The sequence below is a fragment of the Tsukamurella serpentis genome (assembly GCF_054780975.1).
Genome location: NZ_BAAGVH010000004.1, coordinates 60,342 through 83,600 on the forward strand (window position 1 = coordinate 60,342; position 23,259 = coordinate 83,600).

Sequence of the window (23,259 nt, forward strand, 5' to 3'; positions counted from 1 at the left end):
CGAATGCGATTGCTGAGCACGGACACGGCATCCCGTGAAGTCGGAGCACCGCAGCTTCGGGCCGCACCTGGCCGAGCCGGATGTGCAGCAGGTGCAGCGCCGTAGCAGCGAAGCGGCCAGCACCTACGTGCCATCCAGCTGAATCGATTCACGGTCGTCTTTCGCGACCGGATACACCTGTACTCACGGCACTCCACACCTGTGGATGAATCTGTGGAGTACAGTGCTGTCGCAGTTCGGACGGGGTTCCGATGTGCACAGAACGATGTTGGACGTATGTGAACGAGACTGCCGGAGGCACGGGGCGAACAGCCGCGAACCGGCGCGGAGGGCCTGATGATCGTTGATCCGCTGATCGAAACGTGGACGGCCGTCGTCGACGAACTCTGCGGAGACAACACCGAGCGGACCCTCACCAAACAGGAGAAGGCGTGGCTGCGTCTGGTGCAGCCACTGACCCTCACCGAGGGTTTCGCACTCGTCGCCGTGCCCTCCCAGCTGATGAAGGACGCCATCGAGCGGAGCCTGCGCGAGCCGATCGTGGCGGCGCTGTCCGAACGACTGGAGCAGCCGATCGAACTCGGCGTGCGCATCTCACCCGATGCCGCGCCGCCGGCGCCGGTGGTATCCGCGGCCCTGGAGACCACCGCGGCGGTGGACGCCGCAGCCGGACCGGAGACCCCGTCGGGACCGGCGACCGCGGATCTCACCGTTCCGATGACCCAGATCGGTGCCGGGATGACCGGGGCACCGTCGCCGACGGTGCAGTTGCCGCCGCCGATGACCGGACCGCACAGCGGTACCCACGTCGCCGCGCCGGACGGCACCGGGGGCGCGAGCCTGAACCAGAAGTACACCTTCGAGACCTTCGTGATCGGAGCCTCCAACCGGTTCGCTCACGCGGCCGCCTTCGCCGTGGCCGAGGCGCCGGCACGCGCCTACAACCCCTTGTTCATCTGGGGTGAGTCCGGACTCGGGAAGACCCATTTGCTGCACGCCGCAGGGCATTACGCGCGCCGGCTGTTTCCCGGGATGCGGGTGAAGTACGTCTCCACCGAGGAGTTCACCAACGACTTCATCAATTCGCTCAAGGACGACCGCCAGGTGCAGTTCAAGCAGCGGTACCGCGATGTGGACATCCTGCTCGTCGACGACATCCAGTTCCTGGAGGGCAAGCTCGGCATCCAGGAGGAGTTCTTCCACACCTTCAACACGCTGCACAACGCGAACAAGCAGATCGTGGTCTCCTCGGATCGCCCGCCCAAGCAGCTGGCCACCCTGGAGGACCGGCTGCGCACCCGCTTCGAATGGGGGCTGATCACCGATGTGCAGCCGCCCGAACTGGAGATCCGGATGGCGATCCTGCTCAAGAAGGCGCAGATGGAGCGGATCCACGTGCCGCCGGACGTGTTGGAGCTGATCGCGACCCGCATCGACCGCAACATCCGTGAACTCGAAGGCGCCCTGATCCGGGTGACCGCGTTCGCCTCGCTCACCCAGACCGATGTGACCTACGAACTCGCCGAGATGGTGTTGCGGGACCTGGTCCCGGACACCACCACCATCGAGATCAGCTCCAGCACCATCCTGTCGGTGGTGGCGGAGTACTTCGAGATCTCGGTCGCCGATCTCAAGAGCACCGAGCGTGCCCGCGCGGTCACGCACGCCCGGCAGATCGCCATGTACCTCTGTCGAGAGCTCACCGAGCTGTCGTTGCCGAAGATCGGCCAGATCTTCGACCGCGACCACACCACGGTGATGTACGCCGAGCGGAAGATCCGCAAGGAGATGCCCGAACGGCGCCGCGTCTACGACCAGGTGCAGGAGCTCACCACTCGGATCAAGCGGCGCAGCCAGTAGTCTCCGGCTCAGCGTCCGGCGCTGCAGATCAACGGGCCACCGCCGCTGGTCTTCTCCTGCGAGACACTGGCCCCCTCACGGGTGATCTTGCAGCTCACCTCTCCGGTGTAGCCGATCACCGTCACCGATACCAGGACCGCATCGGTGGTGAACTGCTTCGACCACGGAAGTGGTTGTGAGCCGAACAGACTCGCATCCGGTATGCCCACCGTGATCAGCTGCGCCGAGCCGGCGCCGGTGACCTCCACCGTCCACTTCTTGGCGTTGGGCCCGGTGGGCGAACCGCCGAAGATCGGCGGGATGGAGATCGACGACGGGATCCCCGTCGGCAGAGCGATCGCCGGACGAGAGGTGCTCGGTGCCGTCGTGGTGGTGGTGGTGGGAGTCGTGGCCGTCGCGCTCTCGCTCCGGTTCGACGAGCCGCTGGTGGCCACCGCGACCACGATCGCGGCCAGTACGAGCACGAACGCCACAGCGGCCACAGCGATCCACAGCGCCTTCTTGGTGCCACCGGAGCCGTCACCGCCGGAACCACCGCCATGGGACCCGTACGGGCCGCCGGGACCTGGTGGCGGCCCCTGCGGCGGCTGGCCGGGGTAGCCGCCGGCGCCCTGCTCGTAGCCACCCTGCTCGTACCCGTCCTGTCCGTACGCACCGGGGCCGTAGCCGAGTCGGTAGCCGCCCTCGGAGGACTGCGCGGACGGGTCCGCGGAGCCGGGCCGGTACTCCGGATCCGACTCGGGCGCGGTGCCCATGTCCTGACGTTCGTAAGCGCGGGTCGGTCTGGGCTGTCCCGGCGAGGCCGGGTAGTTCTGGCCGCCGGGGTGCTCGCCCGGGCGCTGCGGATCCGGATATCCCATGGTCACACCGTACGCGTTCGGCTATCGGGAGCGGGTTGCGATTCGGCTACCAGTTCCACCCCCAGCCTGTGGATGAACGTCCGAAATCCCAGGACTGACCTGGGGAGAGTTCCTCCACAGGTTTCCACAGGCAACGTTCCTCACCAATTACACGGATGTGCTTCCACATTCCGTGCGGCATTTCGTCAACACCCCGACACGCGGCGGATGCTGCGGCGACGCCCGTAATTCACAACATCCACAGGGCTTATGACGATGACATATTTCTTCTCTGGAGATCTCTTCTGAAAACAGGGATCCGGCCCGTCCAGGGCGCTGCGCACCCCCGGACGGAAAGGGCGGGGAGGCCGCGACGGCGCACGGAGTGCTCCTATAGCATCGGTAGTCTTACGGGCGTGATCGCCACGCCGTACCCGAACGCCCCTCACCGAAAGGCTCCGTCGGCATGAAGTTTCGCGTCCCACACGAGGAGTTCGCCGAATCCGTCGCGTGGGTGGCCCGCAGCCTGCCGTCGCGCCCTCCGGTCCCGGTGCTCGGTGGTGTGCTGCTGACTGCGGGTGACGACGGGCTGACCGTTTCCGGATTCGACTACGAGGTCTCGGCCCGGGTTCGGGTGGCGGCGGAGGTGGCCGACGAGGGTCAGGCACTGGTGTCCGGGCGACTGCTCGCGGACATCACCAAGGCGCTGCCGAACAAGCCGGTGGATGTGGAACTCGACGTGACCCGGGTAGCCATCACCTGCGGTAGCGCCAAGTTCTCGCTGCCGACGATGCCCGTCGAGGACTACCCGCAGCTGCCGGAACTGCCGCAGCAGACCGGTGCGATCGAACGCAATACGTTCGCCGAGGCCATCTCGCAGGTCGCGATCGCCGCGGGCAAGGACGACACCCTGCCGATGCTCACCGGCATCCGGGTGGAGATCGAGGGCCAGAAGGTGGTACTCGCTGCCACCGATCGATTCCGGCTCGCGGTGCGCGAGTTCGAGTGGCAGCCGGCGGCCGCCGATGTGAAGGCGGCGGTGCTGGTACCGGCGAAGACGCTGTCCGAGGCGGCGAAGACGTTCGCGGTGGACCCGGAGGTGGGTATCGCGCTCGGGGCCGGCTCGGCGGTGGGCGCCGACGGCCTGCTGGGTGTGGTCGGCGCCGATCGCCGCACCACCACCCGCTTGCTGGACGCCGATTTCCCGAAGTTCCGGCAGCTGCTGCCGGCCACCCACACCGCGATCGCCACCATGGAGATCGCACCGCTGCTGGAGGCGATCAAACGTGTTGCGCTGGTCGCGGACCGTGGCGCGCAGGTACGGATGGAGTTCGGCGACGGCACGCTGCGGCTGTCGGCCGGTGGTGACGACGCGGGGAAGGCCGAGGAGGAACTGCCCGCGGACTTCCAGGGCGAGCCGCTGACCATCGCGTTCAACCCGGGCTACCTGGTGGACGGTCTGGCGGCCGTGCACACCGATTCGGTGACCTTCGGATTCACCACGCCGAGTCGGCCTGCGGTGCTGCGTCCCGCGGTGGACAATGGGTACCAGCCGGACGACTCGGGCGCGTTCCCCGCGCCGCAGAGCCCGTACACGTACCTGCTGATGCCGGTACGCCTGCCCGGCTGATCGAATCGCTTCTACACGACGGAAGGTGCTGCCGGTATGCAGTTGGGTCTGATCGGTCTGGGCAAGATGGGCGCGAACATGCGTCAGCGCCTGCGCAACGGCGGCCACGAGGTGGTGGGTTACGACCCCCGGCCCGAGGTGACCGATGTGCCCTCGCTGGAGGCTCTGGTGCCGGCGCTGGAGGCGCCTCGTGTGGTGTGGGTGATGGTTCCCGCCGGTGAGCCCACCCGGGACACCGTGCGTAAGCTCGCCGACCTGCTCGAACCGGGCGATCTGGTGATCGACGGCGGCAACTCGCGTTACACCGACGATCGGGTCAATGCCGAGATCCTGGCCGAGAAGCAGATCGGTTACCTGGACTGCGGCGTCTCCGGTGGTGTCTGGGGCCTGGAGAACGGTTACGGACTGATGGTGGGCGGCTCGGCCGAGCACGTCGAGCGGGCCATGCCGATCTTCGACGCGCTGCGCCCGGAGGGCGAGCGTGAGGACGGCTTCGCGCACAGCGGTCCGGTCGGCGCCGGCCACTACGCCAAGATGATCCACAACGGTATCGAGTACGGCCTGATGCAGGCGTACGGCGAGGGATACGACCTGCTCGAGGCCGAGCCGCTGATCGAGAACGTCGCGGGCACCCTGCGGGCCTGGAGCAAGGGCACCGTCGTTCGTTCATGGCTGCTGGACCTGTTGGTCAAGGCTCTGGAGGAGGATCCGGGCCTGACCGAGATCACCGGATACACCGAGGATTCCGGTGAAGGCCGGTGGACCGTGGAGGAGGCGATCCGGCACTCGGTGCCCGCCCCGGTGATCGCGGCGGCGCTGTTCGCGCGGTTCCAGTCCCGCCGGGAGGATTCCGACACGATGAAGGCGGTCTCGGCGTTGCGCAACCAGTTCGGCGGCCACTCCGTACGCCGGGCCGATTAATTCTTGTACATCCGCCGCCTGAGCCTGCACGACTTCCGCTCGTGGGACGAGGTCACCGTCGATCTCGAACCCGGAGTGAGTGTTTTCGTGGGGCGCAACGGATTCGGTAAGACCAACCTGGTCGAGGCGATGAACTACCTGGCCACTCTGGGTTCTCATCGGGTGGCCACGGATCAGCCGCTGATCCGGGTGGGGTGCGAGCGGGCCGCGGTGTCGGCGACGGTGCACAACGCCGGCCGGGAGTTGACCGCGGAGATCGACATCGTGTCCGGGCGGGCCAACAAGGCCCGGATCAACACCTCCCCGTGCCGCCGTCCCCGTGATCTGCTGGGCATCCTGCAGTCGGTTCTGTTCGCACCGGAGGACCTGGCGCTGGTGCGCGGTGAACCGGGCGGGCGGCGGCGGTTCCTCGACGATCTGGCGATACTGCGCACGCCGCGGATCGCCGCGGAGAAGGCGGACTACGAACGAGTCCTCAAGCAGCGCAACGCTCTACTGAAGACCGCATACTCGGCGGCACGTCGCGGTGGATCCGATGCCGAGGCGATGCTTTCCACACTGGACGTATGGGACGAACAGCTCGCTCGATTCGGTGCGGAGCTGCTCGCCGCCCGGTTGGAGGTGACAGCGGCCCTCGCTCCGCACCTGACCGAGGCCTACGCGGCGCTCGCACCGCACTCCCGTTCCGCTGAAATCGGCTATAGCAGTTCGTTGTTCGACGGCGGTGCTGCAATCGCGGCGCAGGCTTCGGTCGGCGAACTGGAGCAGCGCCTGCGGGAGGCACTGCTGGCCGCGCGGCCCCGGGAGATCGACCGAGGGCTGTCGCTGGTCGGTCCGCACCGGGACGATCTGGATCTGCGACTCGGTAACGAGCCCGCCAAGGGATTCGCCTCGCACGGTGAATCCTGGACGTACGCACTGGCGCTACGCCTGGGCTCGGTGGAACTGCTGCGCGCCTCCGGTGCGGAACCGGTGCTCCTGCTCGACGACGTCTTCGCCGAGCTCGACGCCAAGCGGCGCACCGCCCTGGCGGAGGTCGCCGCGGGTACGGAGCAGGTGATCGTCACCGCAGCGGTCCCCGAGGACCTCCCGCCGCAACTGCGGGCAACGATCTTCGAGGTCACCGTCGAAGGCCCTGCGGATGCGCGGATCTCACGACTGACGGCGCAGCAGGATCGCACCGATCACGCCGAAGATCCACGCGAGGACGAATCCGCCGGCCAGTCCTAGCGGGATCACCGGTTGTCCGTACTCCCGCAGCACGACCGGCGCCAGTACCGGTAGCGCTGCCGCGCCGGCGGTCACCTGCGCCCAGCGCCGGGCCGATACCGCTGAGCGGCGGACCAGTGCGATGTTCACCCACCAGCAGAGCAGGCCGACCGCGCCGATCAGGTACAGGTAGCCGTACAACGGCGCGGTCTCGCCGTACTTGCCGACCGGGCGGTACAGCTGGTCGAGGTGTTCTTCCAGGCCGCCGAGCGCGAGCTGATCGAGTACGACGTAGCCTGTCGCGGCCGCGTTTGCGAAGACTCCGAGGCTGTAGGCGGTGAGTGCGGCCGTTCGGGTGGATGACGGGACCGGGCGGAGCTCGGTGCGCTGGGACATGATCCTTCTCCTTCTTGGTACTCGGCGTACCAACTTGGTACACGAAGTACCATAAAGCCGTGAAGAGCAGTTCGGAACCCCGAGTACCAAAATCGGGGACAACCCCGACCCGTCGGCCGCGCCTGGCGCTGGACGAGACCCGCCGGCGGGTCCTCGGCCGTGCCGTGGACCGAGTCCTGACCGAGGGCATCGGCACCGGACTCGAGCATGTGCGACTCGAGGACGCGGTGCGGGACGCGGACGTCTCCCGCACCGCGGCGTACCGCTGCTGGCCGCAGCGTGAGGAGTTCCTCGCCGATGTGCTCGCCGAACTCGCCGAGCACGCATTGCCCATCGCTTCGACCCGCGGAGCACGCGCCACCACGGTGGTGCGCGCCGCCGTCGGGACCGACGCCGCTGCGCTGCGCACCGTGGACGGGCGCCGCAGCGCGCTGTTGCGTGCGGTGCGGGCGAGCGCGGACGACGATCTGCAAGCCGACCTGGACGAGTACCGCAGGTGGCGGCTCTACCTGACGCTCGCGATGGCCGTGCCGTCACTGCCCGAGGGGCCGCAGCGGCAGCGCGTCGTGGACGCCGTCGCACACGCCGAAGAACAGGTGATCCGGCGCCTCGACGGCAACTACCGACGACTACTGGACCTGTTCGGCTTCACCTCCACGATCGGGTACCGGGAGCTGGCCCGGATCGGACTGTCAGTGATGCGCGGCTATGTGATCGGCGGTCACGCCGGCTCCCGCGAGGCCTCGCCCGGGGAGGCCTTCGCACTGCTGGTCGACGGTGCCGCAGCACCGTCGGACACAGCGACCTGGAGCGAGCAGCGGTGCCGGCGGATGCTGGCCGAACTCGCCGCGGACGACGTTTTCGAGGCGGCGCCCGGCGGCCCGGCGGGCCCGGGAGTCGTCAGTGGCGGCGAGTAACGTTGCGGACATGACCGGATCCGAGGACGACGCCGGTGCGAGCCCGCGCGGTTCCGATATAGCGCGCCGCGCACTGGAGGAGGCGCGAGCGGCGGCCAAGGCCGCCGGGAAATCCGTCGGCCAGGGGAACTCCGCGCCGATGACCGGCGGTGTGCGCCGGCTGCGCCGCGGATCGAAGAAGTGGAGCGGACCGTCTCCGGACAGCCGTGATCCACAGCCCTTCGGTGCACTGGTCAGCGGTATCGCCAAAGCCCGCGGCTGGGACCGCAAGGTCGGCGAGGGCACCGTTCTCGGATGCTGGGAGTCCGTGGTCGGCGCGGATGTCGCCGCGCACGCCAAGGCCGTGAGCCTGCGGGAGAAGGTGCTGTACGTCAGTGCCGAGTCCACCGCGTGGGCCACGCAACTGCGGCTGATGCAGTCCCAACTGCTGGCCAAGATCAACGCGGCCGTCGGTCAGGGCGTGGTCACCTCGTTGAACATCACCGGGCCCAGCGCACCGAGTTGGCGCAAGGGTGCTCTCCACGTTCCGGGCAGGGGACCCCGCGACACCTACGGATAGTGACCGCAGAGGGGCAAAACGACAGGTTTCACCGCCCAGAACGGCCGTGCACGGTTCGAGATGCTGTTCGGACTGAACGGACCGAGAACTATTCGATCGCGTCTGCGAGGCGATCAGGGCGTGGCAAACGCTTTCATCGTCGTGGCGAGGAGTAGACTGGCGGGGCAAGAGCGACTCGCCCGGCGGGTCGCTGCCCGATCACCATCGAGGTGGCCTCGGCCGGTGGAGACTCACCGCCACTCACCCGGTGGTTTCGACGAAGGAGCGCCAACACATCGTGGCGGCTGACAACAACGCTGGGAAGTCCGGTTCGGGCTCGTACGGCGCAGATTCCATCAAGCAGCTCGAGGGCCTCGAGGCGGTGCGCAAGCGCCCCGGCATGTACATCGGCAGCACCGGCCCGCGCGGTCTGCACCACATGATCCAAGAGGTCGTCGACAACTCCGTCGATGAGGCCATGGCCGGTTACGCGACCCGGGTGGACGTGCGGCTCATGGAGGACGGCGGCGTCGAGGTGATCGACGACGGCCGCGGCATTCCGGTCGCCATGCACTCCAAGGGCATCCCGACCGTGCAGCTGGTGCTGACCTCCCTGCACGCCGGCGGCAAGTTCGACTCCGACGCCTACGCCGTCTCCGGCGGCCTGCACGGTGTCGGTGTCTCGGTGGTCAACGCGCTCTCCAGCAAGGTCGAGGTCGAGATCGACGTCGACGGCTTCCACTGGCAGCAGAACTTCCACTGGGACGACAAGAAGCGCGACGTCGTGGCCGGTGAGCTGCGCAAGGGCGAGGCGACCGATCGCACCGGCACCACGGTGCGGTTCTGGGCCGACCCGAAGGTCTTCACCGAGACCACCTTCTACGACTTCGACACCGTCTCCCGGCGCCTGCAGGAGATGGCCTTCCTGAACAAGGGCCTGACCATCACGCTCAGCGATGAGCGCGCGGTCGCGGCCGTGGTGCCCGACGAGGACATCACCGAGGAGGCCACGTCCGCCCGCGAGGAGGATGTGATGGCGCAGGAGGAGGACACTCCGAAGAAGCGCGAGCGGATCTTCCACTACCCCGACGGCCTGGCCGATTACGTCAAGCACATCAACGCGCGGACCGCGAAATCCCCGATCCACAGCTCGATCATCGCCTTCGAGGGCAAGGAGAAGGGCCACGAGGTCGAGATCGCGATGCAGTGGAACACCGGTTACTCGGAGTCGGTGCACACCTTCGCGAACACCATCAACACGCACGAGGGCGGTACCCACGAGGAGGGTTTCCGCACCGCGCTGACCTCGGTGGTCAAGGCCTACGCCAAGGACAAGAAGCTGGTCAAGGAGAAGGACGGCGATCTCACCGGTGACGACATCCGCGAGGGTCTCGCCGCAGTGATCTCGGTGAAGGTCTCCGAACCGCAGTTCGAGGGCCAGACCAAGACCAAGCTGGGCAACACCGAGGTGCGCGGCTTCGTGCAGAAGGTCTGCCGCGAGCAGCTGCAGTTCTGGTTCGATTCCAACCCGGCCGACGCCAAGACCATCGTGCAGAAGGCCTCCGCCTCCGCCCAGGCCCGGATGGCCGCGCGGAAGGCGCGAGAGTTGGTGCGCCGCAAGAGCGCCACCGACATCGGAGGCCTGCCCGGTAAGCTCGCCGACTGCCGCAGCAACGACCCGGCCCTGTGCGAGGTGTACATCGTGGAGGGTGACTCGGCCGGCGGCTCGGCCAAGAGCGGCCGCGACTCGATGTACCAGGCGATCCTGCCGATCCGCGGCAAGATCATCAACGTCGAAAAGGCCCGGATCGACAAGGTGCTCAAGAACACCGAGGTCCAGTCGATCATCACCGCCTTCGGTACCGGCATCCACGACGAGTTCGACCTGGCCAAACTGCGCTACAACAAGATCGTGCTGATGGCCGACGCCGATGTCGACGGCCAGCACATCTCCACCCTACTGCTGACCCTGCTGTTCCGGTTCATGCGCCCGCTGGTGGAGCACGGCCACGTCTACCTGGCGCAGCCGCCGCTGTACAAGCTCAAGTGGCAGAAGGGCGCCGAGCCCGAGTTCGCCTACAGCGATCTCGAGCGCGACGTGCTGCTCGCCGACGGCCTCAAGGCCGGCAAGAAGATCAACAAGGACGACGGTATCCAGCGCTACAAGGGCCTCGGCGAGATGAACGCCAAGGAGCTGTGGGAGACCACCATGGACCCCTCGGTGCGCGTGCTCAAGCAGGTGACCCTGGACGACGCCGCCGCAGCCGACGAGTTGTTCTCGATCCTGATGGGTGAGGACGTGGTGGCTCGCCGCTCGTTCATCGCGCGCAACGCCAAGGACGTGCGGTTCCTCGACGTGTGACCGCCTCCCGAGAAGGAAGGTCACCGTCGAACCGCTTGAAGCTGAAGGACTTCCATGACTGACACCACCCCGCCCACCGAGACCGGTGGCAACGACCGGATCGAACCGGTCGATATCCAGCAGGAGATGCAGCGCAGCTACATCGACTACGCCATGAGCGTGATCGTGGGCCGCGCACTGCCGGAGGTGCGCGACGGCCTCAAGCCGGTGCAGCGCCGTATCCTGTTCGCCTCGTACGACAACGGCTACCGCCCGGACCGCAGCTACGTGAAGTCGGCCAAGCCCGTCGCCGACACCATGGGCAACTACCACCCGCACGGCGACTCGGCGATCTACGACGCCCTGGTGCGCCTGGCCCAGCCGTGGTCCATGCGGTACCCGCTGATCGACGGCCAGGGCAACTTCGGCTCGCCGGGTAACGACCCCGCCGCCGCCATGCGCTACACAGAGGCGCGGCTCACGCCGCTCGCGATGGAGATGCTGCGCGACATCGACGAGGAGACAGTCGATTTCGTACCCAACTACGACGGCAAGTCGATGGAGCCCACGGTGCTCCCGGCGCGGGTGCCGAACCTGCTGATGAACGGCTCCGGCGGTATCGCCGTCGGCATGGCCACCAACATCCCGCCGCACAACCTGCGTGAGCTCGCGGACGCGATCTTCTGGTGCCTGGACAACTTCGAGGCCGACTCCGAGGCCACCCTCGAAGCCTGCATGGAACGGATCAAGGGCCCCGACTTCCCGACCTACGGCCTGATCGTGGGCAGCCAGGGGATCAAGGACGCCTACTCCACCGGCCGAGGCTCGATCCGTATGCGCGGCGTGGTCGAGGTGGAGGAGGATTCCAAGGGCGCAACGGAACTCGTCATCACCGAACTGCCCTACCAGGTGAACCCGGACAACCTCGTACTGTCCATCGCCGAGCAGGTGCGGGACGGGAAGATCGCCGGCATCAGCAAGATCGAGGACCAGTCCTCCGATCGCGTGGGTATGCGAATCGTGGTGCGGCTCAAGCGCGATGCCGTGGCCAAGGTGGTGCTCAACAACCTGTACAAGCACAGCCAGCTGCAGACCAGCTTCGGCGCGAACATGCTGTCCATCGTCGACGGGGTGCCGCGCACCCTGCGCCTGGACCAGATGATCCGTCACTACGTGACCCATCAGCTCGATGTGATCGTGCGGCGCACCCAGTTCCGGCTGCGCAAGGCCGAGGAACGCGCCCACATCCTGCGCGGTCTGGTCAAGGCTCTCGACGCCCTCGACGAGGTGATCGCCCTGATCCGGCGGTCCGCCACGACCGAGATCGCCCGGGCCGGCCTGATCGAGCTGCTCGACGTCGACGAGCTGCAGGCCAACGCCATCCTCGACATGCAGCTGCGTCGCCTCGCGGCACTGGAGCGGCAGAAGATCATCGACCAGTTGGCCGAGATCGAGCTGGAGATCGCCGACCTCAAGGACATCCTCGACAAGCCGGAGCGCCAGCGCGCCATCGTCCGCGAGGAGCTCAGCGAGATCGTGGAGAAGTTCGGTGACGAGCGGCGCACCAAGATCATCGCCGCCGACGGCGACGTCACCGACGAGGACCTCATCGCCCGCGAGGACGTGGTGGTCACCATCACCGAGACCGGCTACGCCAAGCGCACCAAGACCGACCTGTACCGCAGCCAGAAGCGCGGCGGCAAGGGCGTCAAGGGAGCCGATCTCAAGCAGGACGACATCGTGGCGCACTTCTTCGTGTGCTCGACCCACGACTGGATCCTGTTCTTCACCACCAAGGGCCGGGTGTACCGGGCCAAGGCCTACGAGCTGCCCGAGGCCAGCCGTACCGCTCGCGGGCAGCACGTGGCGAACCTGCTGGCCTTCCAGCCGGAGGAGCGGATCGCCCAGGTCATCCAGATCAAGGCCTACGACGATGCGCCCTACCTGGTGCTGGCCACCAAGAAGGGCCTGGTGAAGAAGTCCAAACTGGAGGACTTCGACTCCAACCGCAGTGGCGGCATCGTCGCGATCAACCTGCGCGACGAGGACGAGCTGGTGGGCGCCGTGCTCGCCTCCGAATCCGATGATCTGCTGATGGTGAGCAAGAAGGCCCAGTCGATCCGGTTCCACGCCACCAACGACGCACTGCGGCCGATGGGGCGTGCGACCTCGGGCGTGCAGGGCATGCGCTTCAACGACGACGATCAGTTGCTCGCGCTGAACGTGGTCCAGGAGGACACCTACCTGCTGGTGGCCACCTCGGGCGGTTACGCCAAGCGCACCGCGATCGCCGACTACACCCCGCAGGGACGTGGCGGCAAGGGGGTGCTGACCATCCAGTTCGACCCCAAGCGGGGCGAACTGGTCGGCGCGCTGATCGTGGACGACGAGACCGAGTTGTACGCGATCACCTCCGGGGGAGGCGTGATCCGCACCGCCGCGCGCCAGGTCCGCAAGGCGGGCCGGCAGACCAAGGGTGTCCGGCTGATGAACCTGGCCGAAGGCACTACGCTTCTGGCCATTGCACGAAATGCCGATGAGAGCGACGAGCCCGAGCAGACGGAGGGCGACGCATGAGTCGCCGTGACGTGAAGGAGCGCATGTGACTACCCCTGGAACCGGATCCGGCGGTACGCCGGAGACCGGGCCGGACACCGCACGCCAGCCCGTCCGGATTCCACGACGCGATACCGACGTGGGCCGCGCCATCGACGCGCCGACCGAGGGCGTCGAGCGCACCGAGCTGCCCAAGGATCTGCCGGATCTCGACAAGATCCACCAGGTGACGCCCGCGGCGGCTCCCACCACGCAGATCCCGGCCCAGCAGGCCGCCGCGTCGACGGGGACCGAATCCGGCCAGCATGCTCAGGCGACTGCGGCTGCTTCGGCCGCCCCGGCCGCCGCAGCGGCTCCCGCTGCCGGCGGTGCGGGGAAGGACGAGCCGGCACCGTCAAACCTGCACACCGTGGGCGGCGGTACCCCCACCCGGGCGGCGGGTGTGAAGACGGCGCCCTCGGGCGGCCCGGTCCGGGCCGGGATGCAACTGCGCAGCATCGATCCGTGGACCACGTTCAAGCTGGCCGGTGTGGTCTCGGTGGTGCTGTTCTTCGTGTGGATGATCGCCGTCGGCGCGCTGTACATCGTGCTCAACGGTATGGGTGTGTGGGCCAAGATCAACGACAGCTTCCAGACGCTGGTCAACGAGCAGGCCGGTGCGACGCTGCTCAGCGCGGGTGACGTGTTCACCTACGCCGGCATCGTCGGACTGGCGAACGTGATCCTGCTGACCGCGCTCGCCACCGTTGGCGCGTTCATCTACAACCTCTGTGCCGACCTGGTGGGCGGCATCGAGGTGACTCTGTCGGATAGGGACTGACCAGCAATTTTGTAGAATCCGAGGTGCGCTGGTAATCTTTCACCTCGGTTCACGGGCCTATAGCTCAGGCGGTTAGAGCGCTTCGCTGATAACGAAGAGGTCGGAGGTTCAAGTCCTCCTAGGCCCACCATCCCGATCCCGGGGCCTTAGCTCAGTTGGTAGAGCGCCGCCTTTGCAAGGCGGATGTCAGGAGTTCGAATCTCCTAGGCTCCACAGATAGAACAGCAGGTCAGAGCCGGTACTCGATCACTCGGGTACCGGCTCCTTCCGTTACGTGCCCACCCAGTGCTTAGCGAAACCGCTGAATGAACCCTTCAATCATCCGCCGCAGAGACGCCGCCATGTCGCCAGTGTCCGTGTCCGACGGGTACAGGTGGCCGTAGCGGTCCAGCGTCAGGCTCGCATGCTTGTGCACGAGCCTGTTCTGCACACGCGTGTGCTGTTCGCCCCGTTTGCGATAGCCAGCGATCTGAGCCCGGAACAGCCTGAATACTCTCGGTGGGAAGATGGCCGGAGCTTCCGCTTCCGATTGTGGATCGTGGACCGCTGATACGGTTCGTTCATGCCGGACGAAATTCCAGATGACGGTCAGGTCTACATCACGACGGATGCCCAGCAACTGATCAAGGCGATTAGGAGCGCAGCGGCCCTGATCTTCGGCGGCATGATCGTGCTTGGTCTGATGATCTGGCAGCCGTGGGCGTCGCCGATAATCGAAGATGTACAGAGGGGCGGGATCGCGTACACGTGTGTCACGTACAAGACCACGGCTGATTGCGAGTAGTCCGCTCTACGCGGCGGTGACAAGCTCGCGCGCGGACGCCTTGATCCGCAGCACGCCCGACTTGGAAATCCGCACCTGTTGTCGGCGATAGCGCGGGAAGCGGTGCCACGGTCCAGGCGCGCCAGGACCGCAGTGACCCGATCGCGGCTCACAGGCTCGGGGGATTGCACGGACCACAACGGGGGTGGACCGCTGAACTTCGGGAGCGGGGCCTACGTCCTAGTCACCTGGTCCGGGGGAGGGGCCGCCGTCATGTGGTCCTGGGAACGGGCTGGTTCACGACCGTCAGGCGGTGTTGCGCCGGGTGTCGCCAGGGGCGGAGGAGTGGTGGGCCACCGTCGACGGAAGATCCGGGCGTAGGCCGAAGGGCGGGGGAGGCCCGGCCTGATGGGCTGCGTCGACGAACCGGTCGAGATCATCCGGGGAGATCCCGTGCAGTAGCACCCCGAGCAGGCTGAGCAGATTCCCCACCACCAGATCCGGTTCCGAACTGGTCTGCAGTAGGCGCCACGCGCTCTGCTGGCGGCCCTCGCGGACCGCTCCGAACAGGCCGATGGCTTCGAGCCACGCCCCCTCGCTGCCGGTCTGGTGGTCGTTCTGCGATGGCATGCGTGGTCCTTCCGGGTGGACAACGGGTCGTTACCGAGTATAAGTTCGGGAGGCCGAAAAGAAAATAGAGTTAAGCCGAATCCATCCGGAACCGCGAAGGAGAGAGCGTGTCGAAGCAGGTCAGCGTGATCATCGGAAGTCTGCGACGGGAGTCCATCGCCCGCAAGATCGCCCTCAACGTGCTCCCGCTGTTCCCCGCCGGCTATCAGGTCGAGATCGTCGAGATCGGCGATCTACCGCTCTACGACTTCGACTACGACGACCCGTCGGTCACCGACAAGCCGACCCCTGCCGCGTACACCGAGTTCCGTAACCGGATCAAGAACTCCGACGGCGTCCTGTTCATCACCGCCGAGAACAACCGCACCATTCCCGCGTGCCTGAAGAACGCCATCGACATCGGATCCAAGCCGAACGCGGATGTTGCCTGGAAGAACCGCCCGGCCGGCCTGATCAGTCACTCCGTCGGCCGGATGGGCGGCTACTCGTCGCAGAAGAACCTGCGGCTCGCGCTGTCCTACTTCGACATGCCCACGCCCGGGCAGCCCGAGGTCTTCCTGGGACAGTCACCGTCGTTGCTCGATGAGCACGGGGCCATCGCGAACGCGGCCACGGTCGAGTTCCTACAGGACTACGTGACCCGTCTCGCGGCACTGATCGACACCCGCGAGCCGGTCAGAAATTAGGGCAGGCTAAATTCGGATGGTTGCCCGAGACCCGTCTGGAAGGCCACCACCCGATGCCCCGAACGTTTCGCTCCGTCCTCGCCATAGCCGTGACCGCGATCTCCGTGCTGGCAGCAGGGTGCGCGAGCCCGGGCGGTCAGGGGAAGGCAGCCGGTGAGACCCGTCAGGTGGCCCACGCCCGCGGCACCGCCCAGGTCCCCGTCGAACCGCGGCGGATCGTGGCACTCGAACCGTTGGAGATCGACACCCTGGTGGCCCTCGGCATCACCCCGGTCGGTGCCGCCGTCGCCGCCAACGTCACCGAACTCCCGAAGTACCTCGGAGTCACCGGTGTGACCACGGTGGGCACCGTGGTCGATCCGTCGATCGAGGCGATCGCCGCACTCAAGCCGGACCTGATCCTCGGCACCCAGGCGCGGCACGCCCGGATCTTCGACCGACTCGATGCCATCGCTCCGACCGTCTTCATCAAGACACAGGCCGATCCGTGGCAGCAGAACGTCGCCCTGATCAGCGATGCGCTCAACCGTCGGGCCGCCACCGATGCGCTGCTGGCCAGGTACAACGAGCGGTGCGCGCAGATCAAGACCGCGGCCGCAGTCGACGGTAAGACCGCACAGGTCATCCGGCCCCGCGGCGACGGACAGTTCAGTCTCTACGGTCCGGACTCGTTCGCCGGCAGCGCCCTGCGCTGCGTCGGACTGACCATCCCCGAGCAGGCCTGGAAGGACGGCCTGATGGCCGACCTCTCCCTGGAGAACCTGAGCGCGGCGAAAGCGGACTTCGTCCTCGTACCCACCCTCAAGCCCGGCGACCCCGCCTCGGTGCCGGCGTCGATCCGCGACAACCGGGCGAGCTTCCCCAGGGTCGACGCCGTCGACACCGCCTATTGGATCTCCGGAGTCGGTCCCAAGGGCGGCGGTCTGGTGCTCGACGACCTCGAACGGATCCTCCGCGCACCCCGGTGACGGGCGGGGTCACCTGCGGTGATGCCGGATCCGCCGGTTTGACCTAACCTTTACGCAGGTACGGATCCACCCCGCACCGTCCCACCGGAGCAGAGAGACTCGATGAGACGCGCCTCGCGCAAACGCCGAAGACCCGCCCCCGCGCACGCTGAGCACCGCCGGAGGTGGGCGAACCGGTGATCACCGTCCTGACCGTCCTCGCGGGCATCGCCGTGGTCCTGCTGATCACCGCGGTCACCGGCTACTTCGTCGCGCAGGAATTCGCCTACATGGCCGTGGACCGCTCCCGGCTCAAGGCCCGCGCCGCCGACGGTGACGAAGCCGCCGCCCGCGCCCTGAAAGTCACTCAGCGCACCTCGTTCATGCTCTCCGGTGCCCAGCTCGGCATCACCGTGACCGGCCTGCTCGTCGGCTACGTGGCCGAACCCCTCATCGGCCAGGGGATCGGGACCCTGCTCGGCGGCACCGGAGTACCGGCCGCGGCCGGTATCGCCGTCGGCGCCGTGATCGCCGTCGGCTTCTCGACCATCGTGCAGATGGTCTTCGGCGAACTGTTCCCCAAGAACCTCGCCATCGCCCGCCCCGAACCCGTGGCCCGGGCGCTCGCCCTGTCGACCACCGTCTACCTCGGTGTCTTCGGCTGGCTGATCAAGTTCTTCGACCAATCGTCGAACCTGCTGCTGCGGGCGGTACGGATCGAACCGGTGCACGATGTGGAGCATTCGGCCACACCCCGCGACCTCGAACACATCGTGGCCGCCTCCCGCGACGCCGGTGAACTGCCCCGGGAACTGTCCACTCTGCTCGACCGCATCCTGGACTTCCCCACCCACACAGCCGAGCACGCCATGATCCCCCGCTCGCGGGTCGACGTGGTCCCGGCCGGCGAACCCGCCGCGCAGGTACTCGAACGCATGGCGCGGGGCCACACCCGCTACCCGGTGATCGGCGCCACCCCGGACGACCTGATCGGCGTGATCACGCTGCACGACCTGCTCGGCGACACCTGCGGTGACGCCCGCTCGCGCTGCCGGCCAGCGGTGATCGTGCCCGGGTCCATGCCGCTGCCCGCAGTGGTGGCCGCGCTCGCCGAGGGCCGTCAGGAGATGGCGCTGGTGATCGACGAGTACGGCGGATTCGACGGCGTGGTCACCGTCGAGGACATCGCCGAGGAACTCGTCGGCGAGATCGACGACGAGCACGACGGTGCCGGCGCCGAGCCCATCACCGCCGACGGTGACGGCTGGCTCGCGCGCGGTGAGCTGCACATCGACGAGGTGGAACGGCTACTGGAGATCGACCTCGAACCCGGCGACTACGAGACCCTGGGCGGTGCCGTCACCGCCCACCTCGAAGCCCTGCCCGAGCCCGGCGACGTGGCGCAGCTGCTGATCGCCTCCGACCCCGCCGTGTTCGGCGCCTCGCCCCGCCGCCATCTCCGGGTGCAGGTGCGCACCGTCGAACGACGAGTGCCGGCGTCCGTCCGCCTGAGCATCGTCGAATCCGATCCGGAACAGGAAGGGGGAGCAGATGAGTAGCCCGTGGGTGATCGTGGCGATCACGGCGCTGCTGATCGCTGCCAGCGCCTTCTTCGTCGCGGTCGAGTTCTCGCTGATCGCGGCCCGCCGGCACCGGCTCGAGGACGCGGCCGCAGCCAGCGCCTCCGCCCGGGCGGCACTGCGCAGCTCGTCGGAGCTGTCGGTGCTCCTGGCCGGTTCCCAGCTCGGCATCACCGTGTGCACGCTGGCCCTCGGCGCGATCACCAAACCCGCCGTCGACGGCTGGCTGAAGGCTCCGCTGGCCGCCACCGGTATGCCCGGCTGGCTCGCCGAGGTGGGCTCGTTCGTCCTGGCCCTGCTGATCGTGACCTTCCTCCACCTGGTGGTGGGAGAGATGGCGCCGAAGTCCTGGGCGATCGCGCACCCGGAACGATCGGCCATCCTGCTGGCGCTGCCGATGCGCGTGTTCATGGTGCTCACCCGGCCCCTGCTGATCGTGCTCAACGACGCAGCCAACCGGTGCCTGAGGTGGGCCGGCGTGACTCCGGTGAACGAGGTCGAGACCGGCCAGGACCCGGCGGCGCTGCGGGAACTGGTGGAGCACTCGGCCACCGTCGGTGCCCTGGACGAGCAGTACTCCGAGCACCTCAGTAGCGCACTGGAACTGGAGGCACTGACCGTCGGTGACATCGCGCCCTGGGGCGTGCCACCGTCGATGGTCGACGGGGACGCGACCTGCCGGCAGGTCCGCGAGGTCGCGGACCGGACCGGTCACCTGCGGCTGCTGGTCGCGGCCGGCGGTGATCTCGGCGTGGTGCACGTGCGGGACTGTCTCACCGCCGGTGCGTGCACCACCGCCGCGTCGCTCATGCGTCCGGTGCTGATCCTCGGTGCCGACGAACCTGCGTACACCGCACTGGCGACCATGCGAGAGTCCCGCACGCACCTGGCCGTCGTCGAACGCGACGGTGACCGCGCCGTGGTGACCCTCTCGGACGTGGTCGGCCGGTTGATCCCGGTGTGAGTGGCTCCCGCACAAGGGCGCAGCGGCGGCCTACCCTAGGGGTATGAACCGCCGCTGCGCGCTGTGCTGGGCCGCCGCCCTGCTCACCCTGATGATCTCGGCGACCGCGCACTACCGGGGCGGCTGGGCGGGTGTGGACGGGCTCTTCCTGGTGATCGCTCTGGCCTGCTCGCTGCTCGCGATCCAGGCGCACCAGCCGGTGGGCTGGCGGGGCTGACTACTCGCCCTTCTTCCGGGGATCGTCGTCGACGGCGTGGGCGGCCGGGTCGACCACCTCGATCTCGATCTCGTCGGCGGTGAGCGGTGCGCTGTCGCCGGTCGCGCCGCTGGCCGGACGCACCCGCGGCGGCTCCGGAGCGACCGGGGGCGCGGACGGGGTGCGCAGCAGCTTGAAGGCCACGCCGCCGATCGCCAGCACCACCGCCAGGATCACCCCGATCAGCACGGGCTTGCGCCACGCCGGGCGGGAGGGGGCATCGTCGGACAGCGTGATCGCACGGTCCGGGTCGACCTCGGCCGGGGAGATCCAGGACCGGATCAGGCGCTCCAGTGTGCACAGTGTGCGGCCGGCCAGCGCCAGGCCGATGCCGGAGAGTCCGCGGGCGATGTTGATCGGTCCGGTGACGCTCTGATTCAGACCGGAGACGATGCGCTGGGAATCGGTCGGGCGGATACCGGGTGCTGCGTCGTCGTCAAGGGTGGGCGTGGCCATCGGGCGGTTCCTTTCGGCGGACGGGCGATCATGGCGCACCGCCGGTTCCGCGATCTCCTCCGGTTCGGGGCTGGGGAGAATGGCAGAATGGCGGTGTGACCAACTCCAACGCTACCGCCCACGCGACTCTGCACACCTCCGAAGGCGACATCCGCATCGCGCTGTTCGGCAATCACGCTCCGGTGACCGTGGCGAACTTCGTCGGACTCGCCCAGGGGACCAAGGACTACACCACGACCAATGCCTCCGGTGGTACCTCCGGTCCCTTCTACGACGGATCGATCTTCCACCGCGTCATCGACGGGTTCATGATCCAGGGTGGTGATCCGACCGGCACCGGTACCGGCGGCCCCGGCTACGACTTCGTCGACGAGTTCCACCCGGAACTCAAGTTCGACCACCCGTACCTGCTGGCCATGGCGAACATCGGCCGCCCGGCGACCAACGGCTCGCAGTTCTTCATCACCGTCGGCAAGACGCCGCACCTGAACAACCGCCACACGATCTTCGGTGAGGTCGAGGGCGAGGAGAGCAAGAAGGTCGTCGACGCGATCGGCAGTGCGCAGACCGATCGCGCGGACCGTCCGGTCAAGCAGGTGACGATCAACTCGATCACGATCGACTAGATCCGCATACGCCGTAGGCGCCCGGCCGGGTTCGATCCGGCCGGGCGTTCCGCGTTCCCGCGCGGGATCCACCGCCGTACAGGTCACGGAAACACATCGACCGATTCGCAGAACTGCAGTCAATTGCGCCCAGTATTCACGATCGTGGCGAAATGTGTGTGAGGCAGCTCGCAATCAGCGCAGGTCGGTGAGCACCTTCACCGCTGACCAGGCAGTTTCAAGTGGACACCGGCTGTTCAGCTTCCGTAACCTTTCCGTGATCTTGTGGAGATGAAGGCGTGACCAGCACGCCGCTCCACGGAGTCGGGAGTAGAACGAAAGTGTCCAGCGACAGTACGAAGACCATCAAGCACACCGTGCGCGCCGCCCTCGGGGTGACGCTCGCAGTGACCGGACTCGTCGCAGCGCCGGCAGTGGCGCAAGCAGCTCCCGCCCCGCAGGCCCCCGTCGGCGCCCAGCAGGCCGGCCCCGACCGCTCGGCCGTCGCGAAGGCCGCGCTCACCCGCCTCGGCATGCCCTACTCGTACGGCGCCAGCGGCCCCGGCTCCTTCGACTGCTCCGGCCTGGTGTCCTGGGCCATGAATCAGTCCGGCATCAGCGTCCCGCGCTCCAGCTACGCACTGATGAACGCCGGTACCCCGGTCTCGCGGGCCGATCTGCGCCCCGGCGACGTGGTGATCACCAACGGTGGCGGTCACGCCGCCGTGTACGTGGGCAACGGCCAGGTCGTCGAAGCCGTGATGTCCGGTGTCCCGGTGCGCGTCGGCTCGATCCGCGGCTTCGTCACCGCCCGCCGCTTCTAAGGAGCGATCGGTCTGCGCCCGCGGGATCAGCCCCGTGGGCGCAGACCCTCGAGCTGCTGGGCGACCAGCGTGGGGGCCTCACCCAGTTCCCAGCGGCCGAGGAACAGCAGATCGTCGCCGCGGCTGAGTTCGAGCAGGACCGATTCACGGCCCCAGTGCCGGGTGGACGTGCGTTTGATCTCCAGCCCGTCCCAGGGGAGCACCTTCCGGCCGAACAGGCCACGGTAGGTGACCCCGGCGTCGTCGGCAGCCAGGCGCGGCCGCAGGATCAGCACAGAGGCGCCCAGGTACGCCAGCAGGACCGTGCCCGCGCCGACCAGCAGGATCCCGATCGGATCCTTGATCGCTCCGAACCATGCGGTGGCCGCGCCGAGCGCGAGCGCGGCAGCGATCAGAACGATGCCCACCCCACGCGGGGCACTCCAGTTATCCACAGGTTCATCCACAGCTGGGGATTAATGACATCGGTGTGTTTTCGCTGGTGATGGCTACTTCCACCACATCGTCATCAACAGGCCGACGATCATCAGGCCGAAACCGATCGCGAAATTCCAGGCGTCCAGGTTCGCCATCCACTCCAGCGGCTTACCCGGACCACCGAGGCCCTGCGGATCGGCGCCGACGTAGTACACGAGCAGCCAGGCCAGGCCGGCCAGCATGAATCCCAGGAACATGACCACGAACCAACGCCCGGACGGGGCAGCGACCTTGACCGGCGTGCGCGAATCCGTCGACGCGTTGATCGTGTAATCGGTCTTCTTACGGACCTTCGACTTCGGCATGGCTTCCTTCTACCGGGGTGCGTTTCACCAGCAAGGTTATCGGATGTACCTTCGCGGTCCCACCCCGCTACGCTTGTTCGCGTGCGAATCCTCGTCGTCGACAACTATGACAGCTTCGTCTTCAACCTGGTCCAGTACCTGGGCCAGCTCGGAGTGGAGGCCGACGTCTGGCGCAACGACGATGCCCGGCTGGATGATCCGGCCGCCGCTGCCGCCGGATACGACGGTGTGCTCCTGAGCCCCGGCCCCGGTACGCCGCAGCGCGCGGGCCGGACCATGGCCATGGTCGAGGCGGCCCGTGCGGCCGGCTCACCGCTGCTCGGCGTGTGCCTGGGGCACCAGGCCATCGGCGCCGTCTTCGGCGCCACCGTCGACCGTGCGCCCGAGCTGCTGCACGGGAAGACGTCCCTGGTGCACCACACCGGCCGCGGCGTCCTCGCCGGCCTGCCCGACCCGTTCACCGCGACCCGCTACCACTCGCTGACGGTCCTGGAACCGACCATCCCGGACGAGCTGGAGATCACCGGCCGCACCGAGTCCGGGGTGGTGATGGGCTTCGCGCACCGCGAACTGCCCATCCACGGGGTGCAGTTCCACCCGGAGTCGGTGCTCACCGAGGGCGGGCACCGGATGCTGGCGAACTGGCTGGCCGTCTGCGGGCTCGAGGTGCCGCAGGCCCTGGTCGCCGAGCTGGAGGCCGAGGTCGCCGCAGCGCTCGGCTGACCATCGCAGAGGGGTC

23 protein-coding genes, 2 tRNA genes and 1 pseudogene are annotated in these 23,259 nt (G+C 67.6%); 20 read left to right on the forward strand and 6 right to left on the reverse strand.

The window, feature by feature from the left end; all coding sequences use genetic code 11:
* Window positions 1-336 precede the first annotated feature (336 nt).
* On the forward strand, window positions 337-1,860 hold the full coding sequence (gene dnaA / locus ACYVHG_RS12065) for a chromosomal replication initiator protein DnaA (RefSeq protein ID WP_461167706.1): 1,524 nt from the start codon (window positions 337-339) through the stop codon (window positions 1,858-1,860).
* A gap of 8 nt (window positions 1,861-1,868) precedes the next feature.
* Here the strand turns inward: dnaA and ACYVHG_RS12070 are convergent, their stop codons facing one another.
* Entirely contained in the window at window positions 1,869-2,720 is an 852-nt protein-coding gene (locus ACYVHG_RS12070) for a hypothetical protein (RefSeq protein ID WP_461167707.1), read from the reverse strand.
* A 445-nt stretch (window positions 2,721-3,165) separates the two neighbouring features.
* Between ACYVHG_RS12070 and dnaN the strand changes: the two genes are divergently transcribed.
* The 3 genes and pseudogenes from dnaN (at window position 3,166) to recF (ending at window position 6,480) form a co-directional block, all read left to right on the forward strand.
* Window positions 3,166-4,329, forward strand: coding sequence for a DNA polymerase III subunit beta (dnaN, locus tag ACYVHG_RS12075; protein WP_461167708.1), 1,164 nt, complete (start codon window positions 3,166-3,168; stop codon window positions 4,327-4,329).
* A 27-nt stretch (window positions 4,330-4,356) separates the two neighbouring features.
* Window positions 4,357-5,250, forward strand: a pseudogene (gene gnd / locus ACYVHG_RS12080) (phosphogluconate dehydrogenase (NAD(+)-dependent, decarboxylating)); the annotation flags it as partial.
* Between the two features lie 3 nt (window positions 5,251-5,253).
* Window positions 5,254-6,480 (forward strand): DNA replication/repair protein RecF, encoded by a 1,227-nt coding sequence (gene recF, locus ACYVHG_RS12085; protein WP_461167709.1) that lies wholly within the window; start codon window positions 5,254-5,256, stop codon window positions 6,478-6,480.
* Here the strand turns inward: recF and ACYVHG_RS12090 are convergent.
* A complete protein-coding gene (locus ACYVHG_RS12090; protein ID WP_461167710.1) occupies window positions 6,403-6,855 on the reverse strand; it encodes a hypothetical protein in 453 nt (150 codons plus the stop codon). The genes recF and ACYVHG_RS12090 overlap by 78 nt on opposite strands.
* A gap of 59 nt (window positions 6,856-6,914) precedes the next feature.
* Here ACYVHG_RS12090 and ACYVHG_RS12095 point away from each other — a divergent pair, with 59 nt between their 5' ends.
* The 8 genes from ACYVHG_RS12095 (at window position 6,915) to ACYVHG_RS12130 (ending at window position 14,811) form a co-directional block, all read left to right on the forward strand.
* Window positions 6,915-7,772: a hypothetical protein gene (locus tag ACYVHG_RS12095; protein ID WP_461167711.1), complete on the forward strand. Its 858-nt coding sequence runs from the start codon at window positions 6,915-6,917 to the stop codon at window positions 7,770-7,772.
* A 10-nt stretch (window positions 7,773-7,782) separates the two neighbouring features.
* Window positions 7,783-8,331, forward strand: coding sequence for a DUF721 family protein (locus tag ACYVHG_RS12100; protein WP_461167712.1), 549 nt, complete (start codon window positions 7,783-7,785; stop codon window positions 8,329-8,331).
* A 274-nt stretch (window positions 8,332-8,605) separates the two neighbouring features.
* Window positions 8,606-10,672 (forward strand): DNA topoisomerase (ATP-hydrolyzing) subunit B, encoded by a 2,067-nt coding sequence (gene gyrB / locus ACYVHG_RS12105; protein WP_461167893.1) that lies wholly within the window; start codon window positions 8,606-8,608, stop codon window positions 10,670-10,672.
* A 54-nt stretch (window positions 10,673-10,726) separates the two neighbouring features.
* A complete protein-coding gene (gene gyrA, locus ACYVHG_RS12110; protein ID WP_461167713.1) occupies window positions 10,727-13,228 on the forward strand; it encodes a DNA gyrase subunit A in 2,502 nt (833 codons plus the stop codon).
* A 25-nt stretch (window positions 13,229-13,253) separates the two neighbouring features.
* Complete coding sequence (locus ACYVHG_RS12115; protein ID WP_461167714.1) at window positions 13,254-14,027, forward strand: DUF3566 domain-containing protein; 774 nt, start codon at window positions 13,254-13,256, stop codon at window positions 14,025-14,027.
* A 53-nt stretch (window positions 14,028-14,080) separates the two neighbouring features.
* Window positions 14,081-14,157 (forward strand) — tRNA-Ile (locus ACYVHG_RS12120).
* Window positions 14,158-14,167: 10 nt separating this feature from the next.
* Window positions 14,168-14,240, forward strand: a tRNA-Ala gene (locus ACYVHG_RS12125).
* A 349-nt stretch (window positions 14,241-14,589) separates the two neighbouring features.
* Entirely contained in the window at window positions 14,590-14,811 is a 222-nt protein-coding gene (locus ACYVHG_RS12130) for a hypothetical protein (protein WP_461167715.1), read from the forward strand.
* Between the two features lie 285 nt (window positions 14,812-15,096).
* Here ACYVHG_RS12130 and ACYVHG_RS12135 read toward each other — a convergent pair whose 3' ends face one another.
* Complete coding sequence (locus tag ACYVHG_RS12135; protein ID WP_461167716.1) at window positions 15,097-15,420, reverse strand: hypothetical protein; 324 nt, start codon at window positions 15,418-15,420, stop codon at window positions 15,097-15,099.
* A 107-nt stretch (window positions 15,421-15,527) separates the two neighbouring features.
* On the opposite strand from ACYVHG_RS12135, the gene ACYVHG_RS12140 reads away from it, so the two are divergent.
* The 5 genes from ACYVHG_RS12140 to ACYVHG_RS12160 all read left to right on the forward strand — a co-directional run bounded on the left by ACYVHG_RS12140 (window position 15,528) and on the right by ACYVHG_RS12160 (window position 19,814).
* Window positions 15,528-16,106, forward strand: a complete 579-nt coding sequence (locus ACYVHG_RS12140; protein WP_461167717.1) for an NADPH-dependent FMN reductase — start codon at window positions 15,528-15,530, stop codon at window positions 16,104-16,106.
* 89 nt (window positions 16,107-16,195) lie between these two features.
* Complete coding sequence (locus ACYVHG_RS12145) at window positions 16,196-17,074, forward strand: ABC transporter substrate-binding protein (protein ID WP_461167718.1); 879 nt, start codon at window positions 16,196-16,198, stop codon at window positions 17,072-17,074.
* Between the two features lie 176 nt (window positions 17,075-17,250).
* Window positions 17,251-18,612: a hemolysin family protein gene (locus tag ACYVHG_RS12150; protein ID WP_461167719.1), complete on the forward strand. Its 1,362-nt coding sequence runs from the start codon at window positions 17,251-17,253 to the stop codon at window positions 18,610-18,612.
* Window positions 18,605-19,597: a CNNM domain-containing protein gene (locus ACYVHG_RS12155; RefSeq protein WP_461167720.1), complete on the forward strand. Its 993-nt coding sequence runs from the start codon at window positions 18,605-18,607 to the stop codon at window positions 19,595-19,597. Before ACYVHG_RS12150 ends, ACYVHG_RS12155 begins: the two co-directional genes overlap by 8 nt.
* A gap of 43 nt (window positions 19,598-19,640) precedes the next feature.
* A complete protein-coding gene (locus tag ACYVHG_RS12160) occupies window positions 19,641-19,814 on the forward strand; it encodes a hypothetical protein (protein ID WP_461167721.1) in 174 nt (57 codons plus the stop codon).
* Here ACYVHG_RS12160 and ACYVHG_RS12165 read toward each other — a convergent pair whose 3' ends face one another.
* Complete coding sequence (locus ACYVHG_RS12165; protein ID WP_461167722.1) at window positions 19,815-20,309, reverse strand: hypothetical protein; 495 nt, start codon at window positions 20,307-20,309, stop codon at window positions 19,815-19,817.
* Between the two features lie 95 nt (window positions 20,310-20,404).
* On the opposite strand from ACYVHG_RS12165, the gene ACYVHG_RS12170 reads away from it, so the two are divergent.
* Together ACYVHG_RS12170 and ACYVHG_RS12175 are read left to right on the forward strand one after the other, a co-directional pair.
* Window positions 20,405-20,935 carry a peptidylprolyl isomerase gene (locus ACYVHG_RS12170; RefSeq protein ID WP_461167723.1) on the forward strand — a complete coding sequence of 177 codons (531 nt, stop codon included), beginning with the start codon at window positions 20,405-20,407 and terminating at the stop codon, window positions 20,933-20,935.
* A 320-nt stretch (window positions 20,936-21,255) separates the two neighbouring features.
* Window positions 21,256-21,738, forward strand: a complete 483-nt coding sequence (locus tag ACYVHG_RS12175; protein ID WP_461167724.1) for a C40 family peptidase — start codon at window positions 21,256-21,258, stop codon at window positions 21,736-21,738.
* Between the two features lie 26 nt (window positions 21,739-21,764).
* Here the strand turns inward: ACYVHG_RS12175 and ACYVHG_RS12180 are convergent, their stop codons facing one another.
* Window positions 21,765-22,172, reverse strand: coding sequence for a PH domain-containing protein (locus tag ACYVHG_RS12180; protein WP_461167725.1), 408 nt, complete (start codon window positions 22,170-22,172; stop codon window positions 21,765-21,767).
* A 54-nt stretch (window positions 22,173-22,226) separates the two neighbouring features.
* Window positions 22,227-22,520 (reverse strand): cell division protein CrgA, encoded by a 294-nt coding sequence (crgA, locus tag ACYVHG_RS12185; protein WP_461167726.1) that lies wholly within the window; start codon window positions 22,518-22,520, stop codon window positions 22,227-22,229.
* A gap of 81 nt (window positions 22,521-22,601) precedes the next feature.
* On the opposite strand from crgA, the gene ACYVHG_RS12190 reads away from it, so the two are divergent.
* The gene (locus ACYVHG_RS12190) at window positions 22,602-23,243 is read left to right on the forward strand and encodes an aminodeoxychorismate/anthranilate synthase component II (RefSeq protein ID WP_461167727.1); all 642 of its coding nucleotides are present in this window, start codon (window positions 22,602-22,604) and stop codon (window positions 23,241-23,243) included.
* Window positions 23,244-23,259: the final 16 nt, after the last annotated feature.